This is a genomic window from Rubrilithobacter danxiaensis, from assembly GCF_047272945.1.
In the GTDB taxonomy this organism is placed as follows: Bacteria; Bacteroidota; Bacteroidia; order Sphingobacteriales; family Sphingobacteriaceae; genus Rubrolithibacter; species Rubrolithibacter danxiaensis.
In genome coordinates, this window is the sequence record NZ_JBKOPS010000001.1 from 449,875 (window position 1) to 470,166 (window position 20,292).

The following is a 20,292-nucleotide window of genomic DNA, read 5'->3' on the forward strand; positions in this document are numbered from 1 at the left end:
CATGTTTTTATTACAAATTGATTCGCCGATTATTGATACAGCTAAAGCAGTAGCAACACCATTATCACAACCAACTCATGAGCTGAGATTTATTGATTTACTTCAACAGGGGGGCTGGGTAATGTTTCCGCTGGTGTTTCTCTTTTTCTTTGGACTCGTAATTTTTATTGAAAGATATCTGACTATTCGAAAAGCTTCCAGAAACGACTCTAATTTAATGCAGCAGGTAAAATCAAGTATCTTTTCAGGAAAACTTGACTCAGCCGTAGCATTGTGCAGAAACAGTAATACGCCACTTGGCCGTATGCTTCAAAAAGGCCTTCTACGTATAGGTCGTCCGATAAAAGACATTGAAGGTGCCATTGAAAATGTAGGAAAACTGGAAGTTTCAAAACTTGAAAAAAATATAAGTATTCTTGGTATTGTTGCCGGTATTGCGCCCATGCTTGGATTCGTTGGAACCATTTCGGGTGTTATTAAAATTTTCTACAACATTTCCTTGTCAGATAATATCAGTATGGGAATTATAGCCGGTGGTTTGTACGAAAAAATGATTACGTCTGCTGCTGGTTTGATAGTTGGTATCATTGCTTATGTAGGATACCATATTTTAAATATCATGGTAGATCGTGTAATTCTTAAAATAGAAACAGACGCTGTTGAATTTATTGATTTGTTAGAAGAGCCCGGACAATGAATTTAAGACGAAGACAAAGGCCGCATGCAGAGGTACACACTGCAGCAATGAACGATATCATGTTTTTCCTGATGCTGTTTTTTTTAATTGCATCAACGGTAACAAATCCGAACGTGATCAAGCTATTGCTGCCAAAATCGGGATCGGGGCAATCAGTATCTAAAAAAACTATTACCGTAGCCATTACCAAAGATCTTGAATATTACATAGAAAAAAAGCCGGTAAGTATGGAGCAGTTGCAGCCAACTATTCAGAATTACCAGAAACAAACACAGGAATTAACAATTGTTTTATATGTAGACCGGACTGTTGCCATCCAGGATGTAGTTCAGATAATGGATATAGCCAACAAGTTAGGTGTGAAAATGGTATTAGCTACAGAACCCAAATAAGATGCAGTATCGGGAAGAAAATAACTATCCAAAGGCAGTTCTGTTTTCTACAGCTATTATGGCTGTGTGCGTATTGATCAGTTATTTTATTATTATCGGACTACCTGTTCAGGAAGAGGTTGGAACAGGCGGCATCGTAGTAAATTACGGAACAGTGGAGGAAGGAATGGGAACAGATTACATGAGTGTTGAGGAACCTTCTGTATCTCCCAATGCAAATAATACTCCTCCCGACAAAGTAGTACCAAATACAGAACCTCAAACAACACCTTCTGTAGAGTCGAGTGATAAAACTGTAGTTACTCAGGAAACGGAAGACGCTCCTGTAATTAATACCAAAGAAAAAAAACCAAACAGCACACCGTCCACCTCCCCCGAAACAAAGAAACCTACTACTCCGGTAGTTAATGAAAATGCCTTGTATAAAGGGAAGAAAAATACCGGTACAGGACAGGGAGATGGAACAGGCAGTACACCGGGAAACCAGGGAGATCCAGACGGAGATCCTTTAGCACCCAATTATGGCCAGGGAGGTTCCGGAAACGGAAATGTAAGGCTTACCCTGGCAAATCGCCGCTTTGTTGACCTTCCTGCTATTAACGACAACGGACAAAGTTCGGGAAGAATTGCTGTAGAAATACGTGTTGACAAAAATGGCGAAGTAGTTTATGCACGGGCAGGTGCAAAAGGAACAACCTTGTCAGATCTGAATCTTTGGCGCAAGTGCGAAACTGCTGTTCTGGGTTCAAGACTTAACCAGCTTGAATCAGCACCTGACGTACAGGTTGGCGTAGTGGTTTTTAATTTCAAGGTTAAGTAAAACAACTGTTCTTTTATATCGGAGAATGACATATTCAGAAACCATAGAATATTTATACTCCCGTTTACCCATGTTCACCAAACTTGGTGCTTCGGCAATTAAAAAAGACCTTACCAATACACGAATATTCTGCAGTCGATTGAGGAATCCTCATCAAAAATTCTCTTCGTTACATATTGGCGGCACTAACGGCAAAGGATCTGTTTCAAATATGCTTGCTGCTATACTACAGGTTGCGGGATACAAAACAGGGCTATATACCTCTCCTCACCTGCGTGATTTCAGGGAACGCTTTAGAATTAACGGTGAAATGATTGCCGAAACCGAAGTTGTAAACTTTACTGAAAAACACCGGCAGGATATTGAAGAAATTGAACCCTCCTTTTTTGAACTTACGGTTGCATTGGCATTTAATTATTTTGCGGAACAGGCAGTTGATATTGCGGTTATTGAAGTTGGTTTGGGCGGCAGGCTTGATTCAACCAATATAATCAGCCCCCTTCTTTCTGTTATTACCAATATTGGCTATGACCATGTTAACCTGCTTGGCAACTCTTTAGAGGAGATTGCTTTTGAGAAAGCAGGTATTATCAAAGCAAATACGCCGGTGGTTATAGGTCAAAAACAACCGGAAACTACGGAGGTATTTTTAAATAAAGCCCGTGAAGAAGCAGCGAAAATTCAGTTTGCTTCAGACAACTGGCAAATTGAAGAAGTTTTCAGAAAAGATGAAGAAACGCTCGTAGTTTCTATACTTTCTGCTTCCGACTTAGACGCAAAAACAACCTATGAGCTTGATTTGCCCGGAACTTATCAGGCTAAAAACCTGCTTACTGTATTGTCTGCAGTTGAAGAGCTTAAAAAACAGGGCTTTAAGATTACAGATGAGCATATAAAAAAAGCGCTGAAACAGGTTAAAAAACTTACAGGGTTGCAGGGCCGATGGGAAATCATCAGCAAAAGGCCTTTATTAGTTGCCGATACCGGACACAATGAAGATGGGATAAAGGAAGTACTAAAAAATATTGAGGCGACATCTTTTGAAAAATTACACATGGTAATTGGTATGGTAAAGGATAAGGATATAGCTAAAATACTTTCTTTATTACCTAAAAACGCGAACTATTATTTCTGCCAGCCGCAGTTAGAACGAGCTAAACCGGCAGCCGAACTTTTTAAGGAAGCAGCAGCCCACGGATTAAAGGGACAGTTTTTTTCCACGGTTGATGCCGCATTGGAGGCAGCAAAAAAAAGCGCTTCTGTTAACGATTTAATCTTTGTTGGCGGAAGTACTTTTGTAGTGGCTGAAATTATATGACTTCAATACCTTCTGATAAAAATTAACCTGTACAAAAAGCAGATTATATTGTTATCCTTTTATATAGGAATTAAATCTTTTTTTAACTTGCATGCCACAATTATAACCCGGATTAAAGATTATGGAAAAAACTGAATTAAAAGACGAGGTTTTTAAAGAAGATATCAAAAATGCATCAGATTTTAAATTTGGCAGTAAAGTAGCCAATGTCTTTGATGATATGGTAAGCCGTTCCGTGCCATTTTACGGTGAGATACAGCGAATGATAGCTGAACTTGCAGCCGATCGTGTACAGGAAGGAACAGACGTTTACGATCTGGGTTGCTCAACCGGAACTACCATGATCGGTATGGATACCCTCGTACCGGAAAATATCCGTTTTATTGGGATTGATGATTCGAACGAGATGCTGCAGAAATGTGAAGCTAAGTTAAAAGAAAGAGGAATAAAACGTCCATATGAATTAAGAGTTGGTGATTTAAACCAGGGAATAACTATCAGCAATGCTTCAGTTGTTGTTTTATGCCTTACACTGCAGTTTGTACGCCCTATACATCGCGAAAAACTAATCAAAACAATAGCAGAAGGTTTGGTTCCGGGCGGTGTATTGATCCTGGTAGAAAAAATATTAGCCGAAGACAGCACATTTAACCGGGATTTTATAAAATATTATTACGATTATAAACGTAGGAATCATTATAGCGAAATGGAAATCTCTCAAAAAAGAGAAGCTTTGGAAAACGTTTTAATCCCCTATAAATTAACTGAAGATATTCTTTTATTACGGGAAGCGGGCCTGGAGCATTGTGAGATATTTTTTAAATGGTATAACTTTTCAGGCGTTATCGCTACAAAAAAATAAATATGATAGCTATCGGCAATTTTTTCTTCAAATACAGAAATTTTCTATTTATAGTTCTATATGCGGCTCTGTTTATCCCATCCCCGTCTTTATTTCGCCCTGAAGTTTTTGGGGAGAAATATTACCTGATACCGATATTGCTGGGTTTATTTATTACAATTTCCGGACAGGCCATAAGAGGGTTAACAATCGGTTTAGCTTATATTGTAAGAGGCGGAAAAGATAAAAAAGTATATGCAGACCAGCTCGTAACTCAGGGCGTATTTAACCATTGCAGAAACCCGTTATATGTTGGCAATATTCTTATGCTGCTTGGAGTAGGGATTCTATCTAACTCTCTAATATATGTGGTTATTATAATGCCTTTGTTCCTTTTTATATACCAGGCCATTGTATTGGCAGAAGAAAACTTTCTGAGAAGTAAATTTGGTGAACAGTTTAATAATTACTGTAGCAGAGTGAACCGGTGGCTTATTAATTTTAAAGGCTTGGGCACTACAATAAAAGGAATGCATTTTAATGCGAAGAGATGGATATTAAAAGAATACAATACACAATTTGTATGGCTTGTTGGTATCACCCTGATTCTCCTGGTAAAATATCCTCAGCTAACCCAATACGATACTGATTTTCAAAAAGTACTTACTATTTCCATACTTACTATCCTGGTTTTGGTTTACGCTACCGTTAAATATTTGAAAAAAAGTGGAAAAATGGTGGAATGATTTAAAAGAGGATGCCCGAATCTTTTTAAACCCGAGGCATCCTCTATAATATCCCTATTCAGCTAAATTGAAAAATATAGGAATGGTATACTGCACTCTCACCTTTTCTCCATTTTGCTCTCCGGGAATCCAGAAAGGTGCTTTTTTCAAAACTCTTATTGCCTCTTCATTACATCTGTAACCAATACCCTGTAGTATTTCAATATTTGTCAGTTCACCCGTACGTTCTACTACGAAACTTATTAAAACCTTTCCCTTTATTCCGTTTTCTATAGCAATTTCCGGATAACGCAGATTTCTGCTTAGAAAGTTAAAAAATGCTTTCTGTCCTCCTGGAAATTCAGGCATTTTTTCTACACTCCTGTAAATTTTGGTAATATTATCTTCTGTTTTGGTTGTTATTTCTCCATTACCGTGACTTGTTGCTATACTTTCGATTTCAGTTGTACTTTGCCCCTCTGATGAAACGTTTGCAATTACTTCCGTTTGAAGCTCTTCAATAGTTGGCACTTCTTCATTTGCTAATTCTGCCCGATCTACTTTTATTGGGATAAACTTCTTTGTTTTAACCCTCTGGCTTTTGGTTTGGTGCTGTTCAGGAGGAACAGCCGGTTTTTTAGGACTTATAGGAACAGCCGGAAGATCAGGAGTCAGACTTACCTCTACTATTTTTTCTTTTTTAAGTGAATTATTATAAAGAAAAACTCCGCAAATAATTCCTCCAAAAATCATAGAAGAAATAAGTAAAGCTTTTATTAAACGATTAGAGTAGTTCTGCCGCAATTCATAAGCTCCGTAAGATTTATTCCTGTTTGCGAATACAAGATCAAGCCACTCGTTCCTGTAAACATTGGTTTTCAAACTTATCATATTATCGGTTTTCTTATATGATGAAGAAATTTTTACAATTCCATAAATTATATAACCAAAAAGAAAACTTAAAACTTAGCGTATAAAATTCATTTTTTATCATTTTTTTCAACAATTATTATTTTTTTAATAGATTTTTATAAAAATTTGAACAGGAAAACATATTTTTGTTCAAAAAATAAATAAAATCAACAAAAAAAATGTCTAATCTTCGTTTTCAGGCATTAAATGCCGTCCTTACCCGGACAATCCCAGAGGTAAAATTTCCTTCGACTAAAATGTCTGAGTTCTTCGCCACCAATGTTTTTGATAAGAAGAAAATGAAAGAATATCTTTCGAAGGAAGCGTACGAAAGCATTAACAACTCCATTATAGAAGGAGTACCTTTTAATCGTGAGATCGCCGAACAGGTTGCATCTGCAATGAAAGCATGGGCAATCAGCAAAGGCGTTACTCATTATACCCACTGGTTCCAGCCATTAACCGGGACTACGGCAGAAAAACACGATTCATTTTTTGAACCTTCCAGCGATGGTTCTGCCATCGAAAAATTTTCGGGAGATGCCTTAGCGCAACAAGAGCCTGATGCTTCAAGTTTTCCTAACGGCGGTATCCGCAGCACCTTCGAAGCACGTGGCTACACTGCATGGGATCCTTCCTCACCTGCATTCATCATCGGCCAAACCTTATGTATTCCAACTGTATTTGTTTCTTATACAGGAGAAGCCCTGGATTATAAAGCTCCATTATTAAAAGCGTTAAGCGCGTTGGATAAAGCGGCTGTAAGTGTGGCCCAGTTTTTTGACAAAAGCATTGAAAAAGTAAATGCCTCATTGGGTATTGAGCAGGAATATTTCCTTGTTGATTTAGCCTTATTTAATGCACGGCCTGATTTACATTTAACCGGACGTGCGTTATTTGGACATATGTCGGCCAAAAATCAGCAGTTAGAAGACCATTATTTTGGTTCAATTCCTGACAGAGTTCTGGCTTTTATGCAAGAGCTTGAAATTGAAGCGATCAAATTAGGTATTCCTTTAAAAACACGCCACAACGAGGTTGCCCCTTCGCAGTTTGAATGTGCTCCCATTTATGAGGAAATTAACCTTGCTATCGATCATAACCAGTTATTAATGGATTTGATGGATAAAGTTGCCAGACGCCATAACTTCAAAGTCCTTCTTCATGAAAAACCGTATGCAGGAATCAACGGATCCGGCAAACACAACAACTGGTCGTTAATCACCAATACCGGCAAAAACTTGTTATCGCCAGGAAAAACTCCAAAAAATAACCTGATGTTTTTAACTTTCTTTGTTAACACCATCAGAGCGGTTTACGAGCATGCCGACCTGCTTCGTGCTTCCATTGCTTCAGTAAGCAACGATCACCGTTTGGGCGCTAATGAAGCTCCGCCTGCAATCATTTCTATTTTCCTTGGCAGTCAGTTAAACGATGTGCTTGATGAAATTGAAACTTCCCGCGTTACTTCTAAAATGAAGCAGGAGCCGGCTTTATGGACCAATATTCCTAAAATCCCTCAAATTCTTTTGGATAATACCGATCGTAACCGTACCTCTCCGTTTGCTTTCACCGGAAATAAATTTGAATTACGTGCAGTTGGATCTTCAGCTAATTCAGCAAATCCCATGACTATTTTAAACCTGATTGTTGCAGAACAATTAAACAAGTTTAAAAATGAAGTGGACAAGCTGATTAAAAAAGGCGAAAAGAAAGATGTTGCTTTAATGACTGTTATTAAACGTTACATTAAAGAATCCAAGAACATTCGCTTTGAAGGAAACGGCTACAGCGACGAGTGGGCAAAAGAAGCTGAAACAAGAGGTTTATCTAACATTAAAACTACTCCCAAAGCGCTGGATGTTCTTCTTTCAGAAAAGACAGAGAAATTATTTGAAGAAACCGGAGTTTACAGCAAGCGTGAATCTCATGCCCGCCATGAAATCTTGTTAGAAAACTATTACAAGAAACTTCAGATTGAAGCACGTGTTATTGGCGATCTGGTTTCAAATATTGTTATTCCTTCGGCGATAAATTATCAAACTGAATTAATAAACAATGTGTGCGGCTTAAAAGAGATCGGCTTAGGGGAGGAAACTTATAAAGCTCAGGTGGATATTATTACCAAGCTTTCCAGGCACATTAACTTTATCAGCGAAAATGTACTGGCAATGGTAGAAGCCCGCAAAAAAGCGAACGTAATCGAAGATCTTCGTGAAAAAGCGATCGCATACGATGAAACAGTAAAATCATACTTCGAACCTATCCGCTATCATGTAGATAAACTTGAAGTACTGGTAGATGACAGCAAATGGCCTCTGCCAAAATTCAGAGAATTGTTGTTTATTAAATAGGAAATTAACAGGGCGCATTGCCTTATAGTTTATTACTCCTAAAGTTTTTATAGCTGAAGCCCCTTTTGGGGCTTCTTTTCTATCACATAAACATTTTTCACGCTATTTAAATGCTCTTTGTTCCATGCAAAGCCCTCCCCTTAACTCAATCCATACTCTTTACACTATCAAATCTCAAATCTATCTCCTAACTTTGACGCATGTCAGATCTGAAGTATAATCAACGCGGTGTCTCTGCCGGAAAAGAAGACGTACATAATGCGATTAGGAATATAGATAAGGGCTTATTTCCCAAAGCATTCTGCAAAATCATTCCCGATATTTTAGGAGGCGACGAGCAATGGTGCAATATAATGCATGCAGACGGAGCAGGCACAAAATCCTCACTTGCATACGTTTACTGGAAAGAAACCGGAGATATTTCGGTTTGGAAAGGTATTGCCCAGGATGCTATTATCATGAATATTGACGACCTTTTATGCGTTGGAGCTTTGGATAACATTCTTTTATCTTCAACTATCGGCCGTAATAAGAATTTAATTCCCGGCGAAGTAATAGCTGAAATAATAAATGGTACTGAAGAAATACTAGCTGAATTACGTGAACTTGGAATAGGGATTTATTCAACAGGAGGTGAAACTGCAGATGTTGGCGACCTTGTTCGCACGATCATTGTGGATTCGACAGTAACCTGCAGAATGAAACGTGAAGAAGTTATTTCGAATGACAAAATTAAAGCAGGGGATGTAATTGTAGGCCTTGCATCCTACGGACAGTCTACATATGAGAAAGAATATAACGGCGGTATGGGATCAAATGGTTTAACTTCGGCAAGGCACGATGTTTTCCATAAATATATTGCAGAAAAATATCCGGAAAGCTACGATCCCTCCGTTCCATATGATTTAATTTTTGCTGGAAATAAAAAGCTGACCGATGGAATTGAAATAGATTCTCCAATTCCACTCCAAATGACTGCAGGAAAGCTGGTACTCTCGCCTACCCGAACCTATGCTCCTGTAATTAAAAACATTCTTGAAAAACACCGGCAGCAGATTCATGGAATGGTCCATTGCAGCGGAGGAGCTCAAACCAAAGTACTTCATTTTATCGAAAACCTCCATGTTATTAAATACAATCTTTTTCCGGTTCCACCTTTATTTAAATTAATCCATGAACAATCAGGAACAGAATGGCAGGAAATGTATAAAGTTTTCAATATGGGACACCGGATGGAAATATATGTTCCAGAGGAAATTGCAAAAGAAATTATCGAGATTTCAAATCGTTTCGGAATTGAAGCACGGATTGTAGGCCATGTAGAAGCAGCCTTGCAGAAGCAAGTGACTATCCATTCTGAATTTGGAGAATTTACCTATAAATAGTCAGGTCAGTTTTTAACTCAAGAAGACATTAAGCATAATTAGTGTTTCACATAACAAGCCAGATTTAGTAGATTTGGCCGCAGAAAATTAAATATTTTATAATATGAATTACGACCTAATAGTTATTGGCAGTGGCCCGGGCGGTTATGTAGCAGCCATTCGTGCATCGCAGCTTGGATTAAAAACTGCTGTTGTTGAACGCGAATCATTAGGAGGTATTTGTCTCAACTGGGGATGTATTCCAACTAAAGCCCTTTTAAAAAGCGCCCAGGTTTTTGAATATATAAATCACGCTGCCGACTATGGCATAAAAACGCAGGAAGCTTCTGTTGATTTTGGAGCGGTAGTAAAAAGAAGTCGTGATGTTGCTGACGGAATGAGCAAAGGAGTACAGTTCCTGATGAAAAAGAATAAAATAGATGTTATCAGCGGAACAGGAAAAATAAAAAAAGATGGCAAAGTAGAAGTAAAAGCAGCGGATGGTTCTGTTAAAGAATACACAGCAAAACATACTATTTTAGCAACCGGAGGCCGTTCTAGGGAATTGCCAAACTTAAAGCAGGACGGCAAAAAGGTAATAGGCTACCGTCAGGCAATGGTTCTTCCAGAACAACCAAAATCAATGGTAGTTGTGGGTTCGGGCGCTATCGGCGTTGAATTTGCTTACTTCTATAATTCAATAGGTACAAAAGTTACTATTGTAGAATTCCTCGATAATATTGTTCCGGTAGAAGACGAAGAAATTTCAAAACAATTACTTCGAAACTTTAAAAAAGCGGGCATCAATATCATGACCAATTCAACAGTTGAATCTGTTGACACTTCCGGAACAGGATGTAAGGTGCAGGTAAAAACTGCTTCGGGAACAGAAACTTTGGAATGCGATGTAGTTCTTTCTGCTGTTGGAGTAACTCCAAATATAGAAAATATCGGACTTGAAGAAGTTGGTGTAAAAACTGACAGAGGACGTGTAGTGGTCGACAAGTTCTACAACACCAGTGTTCCGGGAGTATATGCAATTGGAGATATAGTTCCTGGTCAGGCCCTGGCACACGTGGCTTCTGCTGAAGGTATTATTTGCGTAGAAAAAATTGCCGGTCATCATCCTGAACCTTTAAATTATAATAACATACCCGGATGTACTTACTGTTCGCCCGAAATTGCGTCTGTAGGATATACAGAAAAAGCGGCTAAAGAAGCAGGTTATGAGATCAAAGTAGGTAAATTCCCATTTTCAGCTTCCGGAAAAGCCAGTGCGGCAGGTGCCAAGGACGGTTTTGTAAAGGTTATTTTTGATGCTAAGTACGGAGAGTTTCTGGGTGCGCACATGATTGGGGCAAACGTTACTGAAATGATTGCCGAAGTAGTGGTTGCCAGAAAACTGGAAACTACCGGAATGGAAATCATAAAGTCAGTACATCCGCATCCAACAATGAGCGAAGCTATCATGGAAGCTTCCGCAGATGCATACGGCGAAGTAATTCATTTATAATTTCTTTACAGAAAATTATTATCATTTCAGTTAATAACATAAGGCTTTTTGCCTTATGTTATTTAAAACTGACGATGAAAAAAACAATATTATTTACCCTTCTTCTTATAAAGATCGCTACTTTAAACGCCCAGGAAAAGAAACGTACAGGAGAAGTAGTTTTAAAAGATGGTACAAAGCGGGCAGGATTTATCTACTATAAGAACTGGAACGTCAACCCTGAAGAAATTAAATTCCAGGAAACCATAAATTCTAAACCTGAAATCTTAGGAAAATCTGATATTAGTTCTTTCACTGTAAAGGATGAAGAAATTAATGAAAATTATAAGTTATTTACAGTAAATATTGACACCTCAAAACAAGCCCTCGGAGAATTAGACTCAAATCGACTAGCCGAAAATAAACGAAAAACAATATTTCTTCAAACACTGCTAACGGGCAATATTTCGCTTTATCTGGTAAAATTAAACTCCAACCGCGAACAGTATTTTTTTCAGAAAAAAGATGAGGAACCTGTAGAATTATTCAACAAAAGATACTTAAAAGGTTTTGTTCTTTTACAAAGTCCGGGCTTCAGAAATCAATTATTTATAGCTCTTAATGACTGTAAAGACATTACTACAAGACAGATTAATTCACTTGCATATGAGGAAAAACCGCTGATAAAAATTATTTCTTCCTACAATAAATGCAAAGGAGGCAATTCAAAGCCCGTTTTTGAGAAAAAAGATTACAAACTGCCTCCCCAACTTATTGCTTATGCCGGTGTAACATTTAACAAACTAGATGTAAAAAACCCAAAAGAGATATCTCCTGTTTACTCTTTCGAGCCAACTACAGGAGTGCTTGCAGGAGCTATGATTGAATTTCCGGTTAGAAGAACAAATAAAAGATTTTCAATAATAACAGATGCGGGATTTAGGACGTACTCATTTAACACTGATGCAACTGACAGACATAATTCGCAATGGATTGAAAAGTATAACGTCAATTTAAACTTAGAATATTTGAATTTAGGAGTAGGGGTAAAAACTTATCTCAGTTCGAAGAAGATTAAGCCGTTTATACAATTTCAATATGTAAATGCCTGGCTTGTTAATGATAAAAATGAAAGGATTAAAGAAAAAACCTTTGCCGGAACTGTTACAACCGAACGTTTAAAATATTTTGAATCACTTCGTAAAAATGAACAGTTTTTAGAATTGAGATTAGGGGTAGGAGGTAAAAAAGTGGGTGTCAACGCGGCATTTTCATTAACTAATGGTTTTTCTCCTTATGAAACTACAAAAACTACCATTTCAAGCGCAGGACTTCAGCTCCAGTATAAATTAAGCAAAAATTAAACACTCAAAAATCCCATATTCTTGTCCGTATACGTCTGATGTAATTGCGTACGTCCAAAACAAAAGCTGCTAAAAAATAAAATATTATCGGGAAGCCAACCGACAAAAAAGATGTATAGATAAAAAAAAGTCGAATTTTAGATATAGAAATATTAAATCGTTCACCCAGATAGGCACAAACTCCAAAAGATTGTTTTTCAAAAAATGTAAACAGACGTTGTATCATATCATTCCATATTTAACAATTTCACTCCGATACCGCAATCTAAACACTTTTTTCTATCGCAATAACTCTTTTTTAACTGAAGAAGCGATTGTGACCGGTCTGCTCCATGTGCTTTGATACCAATATCAACAAAACCATTTATTATACTATTTGTTTCTGCCGGCAATTTTTCCAGTATCGCGATAGCTTTTTTCTGAAAATCTTCCTGCACGGTATATTTTCCGTAAGTAAATAAAAACTGGGCGACTGTATTTAATAATATAATATTTACCGAAGTTTTTCCGAGTTGCACGGATGTTTTGCTTCCTTTTTTACCAAAACGATAGTGTTCTTTCCAATAATCGTTTATAGGAAGATTTGCAAACAAAGCAGAAACAGAGGCAATATCGTCTATTTCTATGATCCGTGAAAATAAGTGATTGGATTTTATTACCAGGCCTGCAAACTGTGCCAGTCTGATTGTGGGAAAGTTTGAGGGCCGCAGGCGTAGAAAACGCCATAAAGTTTGATCTAAGGGAGTAAGAGCATATTTTTTTCTCAAAAAGGCATACTCCCTTCTTAAATCCTGCTGATACTCATCTGAAGGATTTTCAGTTAAAAAACCTGCCTGCCCGAAAATAAGAGCTTCTATTTGTGTGTTGTTATTTTTATGTCGTGCAAAGAGTTGCTGAGGAAGCGACCGGGCAAGAAGTTCAAAAGGCAAGGCATTTGTTTTAAAGCCAAAATTTCTTGCCAGTATTACGTAAAAAGCATCGTCCCAGCTACCTTTATATTCTTCCAGTAGATTAAGAACATCTCCTGATTTTTCTTCCAGCCTTTCAATTAAAACCCTCGATAACCAGGTTTCAATATGAATTTCATTTACTAAGCTCAGCCTGTTCTGACATGGAACCCAATATAAATTCTGCATCAGATCCTGATACCTGCTTTTGATATCTTCAGGAATCCGGCCTTTTAATTCAATTGTCTGAATTTCTGTTCCTTCTGCCCGGTACACAGGCTTATTATAATCGTACACTACATGAAGGATTACATTATTATATGCGGCATCTGTAGCGTGTTTGTGCTGATCCCAATCGGAAGAGCAAAAATGCATTTCTACACTTCCTGCCCATAAGGTATCCCCTATCTGAATTTTCGCTTCTTCAAAATCGGGTCCTGCATTTTTATTGTGATAGCCTGTTGATATAATTTTAACAGTTTCCCCGGCAACTGTTTTCAAACTTTCCGTATTAAACAAGCGAAACTTCCACAAATAATAAAGCAAATCTTCAGTAAATTGCATACTTAAATTTACTAATACTATTGGTAATCAGCAATTCAGAAAAAAATAAAGCTTCGAATTGCTACAATCCTCGCCTGGAAAGCTGTTCAGACATTTCCTGTTGAATCTTTAAGGCTTCTTCCCTGGCCCGTTCTGCAAAATCTCTTCCTTTGGAAGCATAGATAATGGAACGGGAAGCATTTACAATCAGGCCGCATTCGCTGTTCATTCCATATTCACAAACCTCCAGAAGGCTTCCTCCCTGTGCCCCGACGCCGGGCACCAGTAAAAAATTAGAAGGAGCATGTTTACGAACCGTTTTAAATGCTTCACCCCGGGTAGCCCCAACAACGAACATTAAATTATCCGCATTCCCCCAGCTATTTGCTTTCTGGAGTACATTTTCAAACAGCTGGAGTTCTCCGTCTTGCAGAAGCTGGAAATCAGAACTGCCATGATTTGATGTAAGTGCAAGAAGAATTGCCCATTTATCAGCAAACTTTAAAAAGGGCTGAATCGAATCACTTCCCATATAAGGAGCGATAGTTATAGCATCAAAGCTCATTCCGGAGGCAGAATGGTCGAAAAAAGCCTTTGCATACATTTCTGAAGTATTTCCAATGTCTCCTCTCTTGGCATCGGCAATAGAAAAACAATTTTCAGGAATATGCTTCCAGGTTTTTATTAAACTTTGCCAACCTTTTACCCCCATACATTCGTAAAAAGCGGTATTAGGTTTGTAGGCAACGCACAAATCCTGTGTAGCATCAATAATTTGTTTATTAAATTCAAAAACAGGATCTTCAAAATCAAGCAAAAAGTCAGGAATTTTGTTGATATCTACATCGAGGCCAACACATAAAAAAGATCGCTTAAGCTGTATTTGTTCAACTAACTGGGTACGGGTCATTCACTTAAATAAATGCACGAAATTAACTAAAAAGCATAGTATGTAATATTTTTTTAAAAAGTTTTGATAATTTAATTTAATTGCAGTACAATTGTGCTGTTATCTCAAAAAATTCGTTCCCTGCAGTACAGGAAAAAATCATAAAATCTTCTTGGAGCATAATAATAAATGAAGTTCAGGTGTGTTGATTTGTTAGGGATGAATCTCATGTTAGACAACAATCCAAAATAGTATAATTCAAAAATTTAATGACTGATATCAATCAATTGAATGATAAACTCGTGTCTGAATTACGCGAGATTGCCAAATCATACGGCATAGAAAATAGTGATACCTTAAGAAAACAAGAGCTTATTAATAAAATAGTAGAGCAACAACAGCTTATTGATACAGCTAAAAGCTCGCTCAGTCCTGATTCGGAGTCTTCTGAATCAAAAGAAACAGAAGATAAACCGCGTAAGCGTATCCGTACTGTAAAAGGCAAAACCCCTGCAAAAAAGAAAGAAGAAGTTCCGCTAGATGATACGACACTTTTTGACCTTCCCGAGGATGATGAGGTTTCTCCTTCAGACCCGGTTTTAGCAGACACCTCTGCAGCAGAAGAAGAAAGCCCGGTTAAAGAAGCAAAACCTGCAGCAGAATCTCGCAACACAAAATTTGAAAGACGTTTTAACAGCAATGGAAACGGGAATTCTACTCAGCAAAATCAACAGGCAGGCAGCAGCAAAAGTGATGCACCAGCTACCAACCTTGACTTTGACAACGTAATTGTAAATGAAGGAGTATTGGAAATAATGCCTGATGGCTACGGTTTCCTTCGTTCATCCGATTATAATTACCTCACCTCTCCGGATGATATCTATGTATCACAATCGCAGATAAAGCTATTCGGTTTAAAAACCGGCGATACGGTAAGAGGAAGCATCAGGCCTCCAAAAGAAGGCGAAAAATATTTCCCTCTTGTGAGGGTCGAAGCTATTAATGGCCGTGTTCCGGCGGAAGTAAGAGACAGGGTTCCGTTTGACTACCTTACCCCCCTGTTTCCTTCAGAAAGATTAAACTTATTTACCGATGCGGGAAATTATTCCACCCGCATTATGGATTTGTTTACTCCAATAGGTAAAGGCCAGAGAGGACTGATCGTAGCACAGCCTAAAACAGGTAAAACAATGTTGCTGAAGGATGTTGCTAATGCTATTGCAAAAAATCATCCCGAAGTTTACTTAATTATCCTTTTGATAGATGAACGGCCTGAAGAGGTTACTGATATGGCCCGGAGCGTACGTGCCGAAGTAGTTTCATCAACGTTTGACGAACCGGCAGAACGCCATGTAAAAATCGCCAACATCGTATTAGAAAAGGCAAAAAGAATGGTTGAATGCGGGCATGATGTAGTAATATTACTGGATTCAATTACACGGTTAGCACGTGCTTACAATACCGTTGCCCCTGCTTCCGGTAAAATATTGTCAGGTGGTGTGGATGCAAATGCCCTACACAAACCAAAGCGTTTCTTCGGCGCTGCCAGAAACATTGAAGATGGCGGTTCTCTTACCATACTGGCAACAGCATTGACAGATACCGGCTCTAAAATGGATGAAGTTATTTTCGAAGAATTTAAAGGAACGGGAAATATGGAACTTCAATTAGACAGGAAATTATCTAACAAACGTATTTTCCCTGCCATTGACATTACTGCTTCCAGTACACGCCGCGATGATTTATTAAATGACCGTGAAACGCTGCAGCGAATCTGGATTCTTAGAAATCACCTGGCAGACATGAATTCGCAAGAAGCAATGGAGTTTCTGCTGGCACAGATGAGAGGTACAAAATCAAACGAAGAATTTTTAGTTTCAATGAACAGTTAAGCAAATAGCTTATAGAAGTTATATTTAAACTTTTATAAGCTATTTCTCTGAATATATGAAGAAACATATACCCAATGCTATAACCTGTTTCAATCTTTTAAGCGGCTGCATCGGCATTGTATTTGCCTTTGAGGGAAAGCTGATTTATGCAGGGTATGCTATTATTATAGCTGCTGTGTTGGATTTTTTTGACGGAGTTGCAGCCAGATTGTTAAAAGCATATTCAGATATAGGGAAAGAACTTGATTCACTGGCAGACATGGTGAGTTTCGGAGTTCTGCCTTCCATTATTGTGTACCATTTATTTCTGCAAGCTCCGCAAGTAGGAGAATTAAGTCTTTATCTTAATTTTTCAGCCTTTATAATCGCTGTTTTCTCAGCATTGCGTTTGGCAAAGTTTAATATTGATATCCGCCAGACTGATAATTTTATAGGCTTACCTACCCCGGCAAATGCCATGCTTATTGCTTCGCTTCCAGTTATAATTGCAAAAAACAACAGCTTTCTATCAGCCTATATTTTAAACCCCTTCTTTTTATTCATCTTTTGCCTGGCAGTAAGCTTATTGTTGGTTATGGAACTGCCGTTAATATCCCTTAAATTCAGAAATTTAAATTGGGCGGAAAACAAATTCAGGTATATTTTATTATTTTCAGGCCTGATATTCATCTTAATCTTTAAATTTGCAGCCGTTCCAATAATCATTTTTATTTATATTATTTTATCCATCATCCAATTCAGAATTATCAGATGAAGTTTATAGCCGAGATTAATGTAATGCCTTTGAAAGAAATCCTTGACCCGCAAGGCAAAGCTGTTACGGGAAGTATGAAAAATCTGGGATTATCAGAAATAAAGAACGTACGTATCGGCAAACATATAACGCTCGAAGTGGAGGCTGACACAGAAACTGCAGCCCGTGAAAAGGTAGAACTTGCCTGTAAAAAACTTTTAGCGAACCTTATTATGGAAAGTTTTGAATTTGAGTTGCAGGCTGTTTAAAGCTGCGACTCAAATTCAACTTTTGTCTGCTCAAGCCTTGAGTAAAGATTTGAAATAACAGCACCAATTCCTTCAACTTCTTCTGCAATGGTTTCGAGTGAGCTTAAAGCTCTCGCTTTACGCTCTATTTCGGCCATCGTATCTTTTGCGGAATTAACACCCATAAAAGCAAGGGTGGGTTTAATTTTATGTGCAACATCTCCTACAGTTTTCCAATCCTGTTGATTTACCGCAGCAATTAATTGCTCCATATAAAGTGGCGTTTGTTCAAGAAAAATATTAATCATATCAATCATAAATTCAACACTACCACAAGCAATCTCATTTAAATAAGAAAGATCTATCTCAATCTCCTGACTATTATTCTTAATACTTTCTGACATATTCTACTTTTATTAATCTATTTTCCGCACCTGTAAATTATCAGGCAAATCTTTATAAATTTCTTCTATCGTTTTTTCAAGTACCGGATGAAATAACTTAGGCTGCAGTTCCATTAGCGGTTCGAGTGTAAAGCGTCGTTCATGTAAAAACGGATGCGGTACAATCAATGCAGGTTCATTTATTATCTCATCTCCATAAAACAGAATATCTATGTCTATTGTCCTGGAACCCCATTTTTCCTCACGTGTTCTTCCCAGGCTTTTTTCAATTGATATTATTTTTTCTAAAATTTCACCTGGCTTCAGTTCAGAATCAACCGCAACTACCTGATTTATAAATTCCGGCTGATCTTTTTTCCCCCAGGATTCTGTTTTATACAATGAAGATATTCCTGTAATCTTACCTATCTTCAGTTGCACCTGTTTACGTGCCTGTTCCAGAAAAGTTTCACGATCTCCGAGATTACTGCCAAATAATAAATAAACAACTTGCATACAGTAGGTTAATAAAAAGTATTATTAATTTTAAAAGAGCTTGCGATGGTATTTTTGTATTATTGCATAGATAAAAGTTTTCCCTCTTAAATGAAAGTATTCTTCAAGTACGTTTTTGCCTCCATGTTAGGTTTCATTCTTTCCTTTATTGTTATAGGCTTTCTGTTAATTGTAATTATTGCGGGCATTATCAGTTCATCAGGCAAGGAAGAAACCGCAGTTGTTGCGGCCAACTCTGTAATGCATATTGATTTGGATTATCCTATAAAAGAAAGAAGCTCTAAAAACCCGCTCGACAGGTTTTTTTCGGAATTTGAAGCGAATAAAAGCTTAGGGCTGAATGATATTTTAGCAGCCCTCAAAAAAGCAAAAACCGACGATAACATTAAAGGGATTTATTTAGACGTATCAAGTATTGACGGGGGTTTTGGAACAGTTGAAGAAATCAGGAATGCACTGAAAGATTTCAAAAAATCCGGTAAATTTATCATTTCCTACAGCGAGGTATACAGTCAAAGCGCTTATTATCTGGCATCTGTAGCAGACAAGGTATATTTAAATCCTGAAGGAATACTGGAGTTTAATGGTTTCAATTCGCAGATAACTTTTTTTAAAGGAGCGTTGGAAAAGCTGGATATTGAACCGCAGGTAATAAAAGTAGGAACTTACAAAAGTGCTGTAGAACCTTTTGTACTGGATAAAATGAGCGAACCCAACCGCAAGCAGGTAAGTTCTTTTTTGGGCTCTATGTTTGATCATTTTCTTACAGAAATTTCTGAAAGCCGTAAAATCAGTAAGGATTCGCTTTTCGCTATTGCCAATCAGCTAAAAGTTCAGAACGCACAGGAAGCTGTAGATTATAAACTTGCAGATGGCTTGCGGTATAAGGATGAAATACTCGACGAGCTAAAATCAAGAACCGGAACTGATAAGAAAAAAGATGTTCGATCGGTAGCAATTGAAGATTATGATACCACTCCTACTGAAGAAAATGAAATTTCAGAAAACAGAATTGCGATGATTTATGCTTCTGGCGAAATAACGGGTGGTGAAGGAAGTGATGAAACTATCGGCTCAGAACGTATTTCCAGAGCCATCAGAAAAGCACGTACTGATTCAAAAGTTAAAGCCGTTGTTTTGAGAGTAAATTCTCCGGGTGGAAGTGCTTTAGCATCCGATGTTATCTGGAGAGAGGTTGCCCTTACTAAAAAAGCAAAACCGGTTGTTGTTTCAATGGGCGATTTGGCGGCTTCGGGAGGATATTATATCTCTTGTGCGGCTGATTCTATCTTTGCACAACCCAATACAATAACCGGCTCTATCGGAGTTTTCGGAATCATTCCGAATATGCAAAACTTCTTTAATAATAAACTGGGAATTACATTTGATGGCGTTAAAACAGCAGAACACGCCGATTTGGGAACTGTTACCCGCCCCTTAACACCTGCAGAAAGAATGATTATCCAGAAAGAGGTAAACAGGATTTATAACAGTTTTACTAAAAGAGTAGCCGACGGAAGGAAAAAAAGCCAGAAATACATTGACAGTATAGGTCAGGGCCGGGTTTGGAGCGGAACTGAAGCAATAAAGAACGGACTTGTTGACCGTTTGGGAAACATTGACGATGCTGTTCATTCAGCAGCAAAAATGGCAAGGCTTACTAAGTACAAAATAGTTGACTACCCTGCAGTTAAAGATCCTTTGCAGTCTTTCTTTGGAAATTCGACCGATAAAATAAAAGAATACTTTACAAAACTTGAATTAGGCGACAATTATAATTATTATAAACAACTTAAAGAAGTTATTGACCTTTCAGGTATCCAGACAAGGTTGCCCTTCACTATTTCCATTCAGTAAACTGG

General features: G+C 37.8%; 20 protein-coding genes. 14 read left to right on the plus strand and 6 right to left on the minus strand.

Going from position 1 to position 20,292, the window contains the following annotated elements:
• The first annotated feature begins 1 nt into the window (after nt 1).
• From ACLCDL_RS01895 to ACLCDL_RS01920, 6 genes are all read left to right on the plus strand, one after another.
• Entirely contained in the window at nt 2-697 is a 696-nt protein-coding gene (locus ACLCDL_RS01895; protein WP_423146320.1) for a MotA/TolQ/ExbB proton channel family protein, read from the plus strand.
• The gene (locus ACLCDL_RS01900; protein ID WP_423146322.1) at nt 694-1,089 is read left to right on the plus strand and encodes an ExbD/TolR family protein; all 396 of its coding nucleotides are present in this window, start codon (nt 694-696) and stop codon (nt 1,087-1,089) included. The genes ACLCDL_RS01895 and ACLCDL_RS01900 overlap by 4 nt, the downstream gene beginning before the upstream one ends.
• A 1-nt stretch (nt 1,090) precedes the next feature.
• Nucleotides 1,091-1,909 carry a RodZ family helix-turn-helix domain-containing protein gene (locus ACLCDL_RS01905; RefSeq protein ID WP_423146323.1) on the plus strand — a complete coding sequence of 273 codons (819 nt, stop codon included), beginning with the start codon at nt 1,091-1,093 and terminating at the stop codon, nt 1,907-1,909.
• A 25-nt stretch (nt 1,910-1,934) separates the two neighbouring features.
• Complete coding sequence (locus ACLCDL_RS01910) at nt 1,935-3,227, plus strand: bifunctional folylpolyglutamate synthase/dihydrofolate synthase (protein ID WP_423146324.1); 1,293 nt, start codon at nt 1,935-1,937, stop codon at nt 3,225-3,227.
• 121 nt (nt 3,228-3,348) lie between these two features.
• On the plus strand, nt 3,349-4,089 hold the full coding sequence (gene cmoA, locus ACLCDL_RS01915; RefSeq protein ID WP_423146325.1) for a carboxy-S-adenosyl-L-methionine synthase CmoA: 741 nt from the start codon (nt 3,349-3,351) through the stop codon (nt 4,087-4,089).
• 2 nt (nt 4,090-4,091) lie between these two features.
• Nucleotides 4,092-4,814, plus strand: coding sequence for a methyltransferase family protein (locus ACLCDL_RS01920; RefSeq protein WP_423146326.1), 723 nt, complete (start codon nt 4,092-4,094; stop codon nt 4,812-4,814).
• 54 nt (nt 4,815-4,868) lie between these two features.
• On the opposite strand, the gene ACLCDL_RS01925 is transcribed toward ACLCDL_RS01920, so the two are convergent.
• Complete coding sequence (locus ACLCDL_RS01925; protein ID WP_423146327.1) at nt 4,869-5,684, minus strand: energy transducer TonB; 816 nt, start codon at nt 5,682-5,684, stop codon at nt 4,869-4,871.
• A gap of 200 nt (nt 5,685-5,884) precedes the next feature.
• Here ACLCDL_RS01925 and ACLCDL_RS01930 point away from each other — a divergent pair, with 200 nt between their 5' ends.
• The 4 genes from ACLCDL_RS01930 (at nt 5,885) to ACLCDL_RS01945 (ending at nt 12,279) form a co-directional block, all read left to right on the plus strand.
• Complete coding sequence (locus tag ACLCDL_RS01930; RefSeq protein WP_423146328.1) at nt 5,885-8,059, plus strand: glutamine synthetase III family protein; 2,175 nt, start codon at nt 5,885-5,887, stop codon at nt 8,057-8,059.
• A gap of 200 nt (nt 8,060-8,259) precedes the next feature.
• Nucleotides 8,260-9,444: an AIR synthase related protein gene (locus ACLCDL_RS01935; RefSeq protein WP_423146330.1), complete on the plus strand. Its 1,185-nt coding sequence runs from the start codon at nt 8,260-8,262 to the stop codon at nt 9,442-9,444.
• Between the two features lie 103 nt (nt 9,445-9,547).
• A complete protein-coding gene (lpdA, locus tag ACLCDL_RS01940) occupies nt 9,548-10,936 on the plus strand; it encodes a dihydrolipoyl dehydrogenase (RefSeq protein WP_423146331.1) in 1,389 nt (462 codons plus the stop codon).
• Between the two features lie 74 nt (nt 10,937-11,010).
• Complete coding sequence (locus ACLCDL_RS01945) at nt 11,011-12,279, plus strand: hypothetical protein (RefSeq protein ID WP_423146332.1); 1,269 nt, start codon at nt 11,011-11,013, stop codon at nt 12,277-12,279.
• Between the two features lie 4 nt (nt 12,280-12,283).
• Here ACLCDL_RS01945 and ACLCDL_RS01950 read toward each other — a convergent pair whose 3' ends face one another.
• The 3 genes from ACLCDL_RS01950 to pyrF all read right to left on the minus strand — a co-directional run bounded on the left by ACLCDL_RS01950 (nt 12,284) and on the right by pyrF (nt 14,679).
• Nucleotides 12,284-12,505: a PspC domain-containing protein gene (locus tag ACLCDL_RS01950; protein ID WP_423146333.1), complete on the minus strand. Its 222-nt coding sequence runs from the start codon at nt 12,503-12,505 to the stop codon at nt 12,284-12,286.
• A gap of 1 nt (nt 12,506) precedes the next feature.
• Nucleotides 12,507-13,790: a DUF2851 family protein gene (locus ACLCDL_RS01955; protein ID WP_423146334.1), complete on the minus strand. Its 1,284-nt coding sequence runs from the start codon at nt 13,788-13,790 to the stop codon at nt 12,507-12,509.
• 61 nt (nt 13,791-13,851) lie between these two features.
• Nucleotides 13,852-14,679: an orotidine-5'-phosphate decarboxylase gene (gene pyrF, locus ACLCDL_RS01960; protein WP_423146336.1), complete on the minus strand. Its 828-nt coding sequence runs from the start codon at nt 14,677-14,679 to the stop codon at nt 13,852-13,854.
• Nucleotides 14,680-14,927: 248 nt separating this feature from the next.
• On the opposite strand from pyrF, the gene rho reads away from it, so the two are divergent.
• The 3 genes from rho to purS are packed head-to-tail and all read left to right on the plus strand — an operon-like array spanning nt 14,928 to nt 17,552.
• The gene (gene rho / locus ACLCDL_RS01965) at nt 14,928-16,550 is read left to right on the plus strand and encodes a transcription termination factor Rho (protein WP_423146337.1); all 1,623 of its coding nucleotides are present in this window, start codon (nt 14,928-14,930) and stop codon (nt 16,548-16,550) included.
• A 55-nt stretch (nt 16,551-16,605) separates the two neighbouring features.
• The gene (gene pssA, locus ACLCDL_RS01970) at nt 16,606-17,304 is read left to right on the plus strand and encodes a CDP-diacylglycerol--serine O-phosphatidyltransferase (protein ID WP_423146338.1); all 699 of its coding nucleotides are present in this window, start codon (nt 16,606-16,608) and stop codon (nt 17,302-17,304) included.
• Entirely contained in the window at nt 17,301-17,552 is a 252-nt protein-coding gene (gene purS, locus ACLCDL_RS01975) for a phosphoribosylformylglycinamidine synthase subunit PurS (RefSeq protein WP_423146339.1), read from the plus strand. Before pssA ends, purS begins: the two co-directional genes overlap by 4 nt.
• On the opposite strand, the gene ACLCDL_RS01980 is transcribed toward purS, so the two are convergent.
• Nucleotides 17,549-17,935 (minus strand): Hpt domain-containing protein, encoded by a 387-nt coding sequence (locus tag ACLCDL_RS01980; RefSeq protein WP_423146340.1) that lies wholly within the window; start codon nt 17,933-17,935, stop codon nt 17,549-17,551. The genes purS and ACLCDL_RS01980 overlap by 4 nt on opposite strands.
• 12 nt (nt 17,936-17,947) lie before the next feature.
• On the minus strand, nt 17,948-18,430 hold the full coding sequence (gene folK / locus ACLCDL_RS01985; protein WP_423146341.1) for a 2-amino-4-hydroxy-6-hydroxymethyldihydropteridine diphosphokinase: 483 nt from the start codon (nt 18,428-18,430) through the stop codon (nt 17,948-17,950).
• 90 nt (nt 18,431-18,520) lie between these two features.
• On the opposite strand from folK, the gene sppA reads away from it, so the two are divergent.
• Complete coding sequence (gene sppA / locus ACLCDL_RS01990; protein ID WP_423146342.1) at nt 18,521-20,287, plus strand: signal peptide peptidase SppA; 1,767 nt, start codon at nt 18,521-18,523, stop codon at nt 20,285-20,287.
• The last annotated feature ends 5 nt before the right edge of the window (nt 20,288-20,292 follow it).

Coding starts and splice junctions, on each gene's coding strand:
- ACLCDL_RS01935 (WP_423146330.1), top strand. CDS start 8,260: ATGTCAGATCTGAAGTATAATCAACGCGGTGTCTCTGCCGGAAAAGAA.
- purS (WP_423146339.1), top strand. CDS start 17,301: ATGAAGTTTATAGCCGAGATTAATGTAATGCCTTTGAAAGAAATCCTT.
- ACLCDL_RS01930 (WP_423146328.1), top strand. CDS start 5,885: ATGTCTAATCTTCGTTTTCAGGCATTAAATGCCGTCCTTACCCGGACA.
- ACLCDL_RS01925 (WP_423146327.1), bottom strand. CDS start 5,684: ATGATAAGTTTGAAAACCAATGTTTACAGGAACGAGTGGCTTGATCTT.
- ACLCDL_RS01980 (WP_423146340.1), bottom strand. CDS start 17,935: ATGTCAGAAAGTATTAAGAATAATAGTCAGGAGATTGAGATAGATCTT.
- ACLCDL_RS01905 (WP_423146323.1), top strand. CDS start 1,091: ATGCAGTATCGGGAAGAAAATAACTATCCAAAGGCAGTTCTGTTTTCT.
- pyrF (WP_423146336.1), bottom strand. CDS start 14,679: ATGACCCGTACCCAGTTAGTTGAACAAATACAGCTTAAGCGATCTTTT.
- lpdA (WP_423146331.1), top strand. CDS start 9,548: ATGAATTACGACCTAATAGTTATTGGCAGTGGCCCGGGCGGTTATGTA.
- rho (WP_423146337.1), top strand. CDS start 14,928: ATGACTGATATCAATCAATTGAATGATAAACTCGTGTCTGAATTACGC.
- ACLCDL_RS01945 (WP_423146332.1), top strand. CDS start 11,011: ATGAAAAAAACAATATTATTTACCCTTCTTCTTATAAAGATCGCTACT.
- sppA (WP_423146342.1), top strand. CDS start 18,521: ATGAAAGTATTCTTCAAGTACGTTTTTGCCTCCATGTTAGGTTTCATT.
- ACLCDL_RS01955 (WP_423146334.1), bottom strand. CDS start 13,790: ATGCAATTTACTGAAGATTTGCTTTATTATTTGTGGAAGTTTCGCTTG.
- ACLCDL_RS01950 (WP_423146333.1), bottom strand. CDS start 12,505: ATGATACAACGTCTGTTTACATTTTTTGAAAAACAATCTTTTGGAGTT.
- pssA (WP_423146338.1), top strand. CDS start 16,606: ATGAAGAAACATATACCCAATGCTATAACCTGTTTCAATCTTTTAAGC.
- ACLCDL_RS01920 (WP_423146326.1), top strand. CDS start 4,092: ATGATAGCTATCGGCAATTTTTTCTTCAAATACAGAAATTTTCTATTT.
- ACLCDL_RS01900 (WP_423146322.1), top strand. CDS start 694: ATGAATTTAAGACGAAGACAAAGGCCGCATGCAGAGGTACACACTGCA.
- ACLCDL_RS01910 (WP_423146324.1), top strand. CDS start 1,935: ATGACATATTCAGAAACCATAGAATATTTATACTCCCGTTTACCCATG.
- ACLCDL_RS01895 (WP_423146320.1), top strand. CDS start 2: ATGTTTTTATTACAAATTGATTCGCCGATTATTGATACAGCTAAAGCA.
- folK (WP_423146341.1), bottom strand. CDS start 18,430: ATGCAAGTTGTTTATTTATTATTTGGCAGTAATCTCGGAGATCGTGAA.
- cmoA (WP_423146325.1), top strand. CDS start 3,349: ATGGAAAAAACTGAATTAAAAGACGAGGTTTTTAAAGAAGATATCAAA.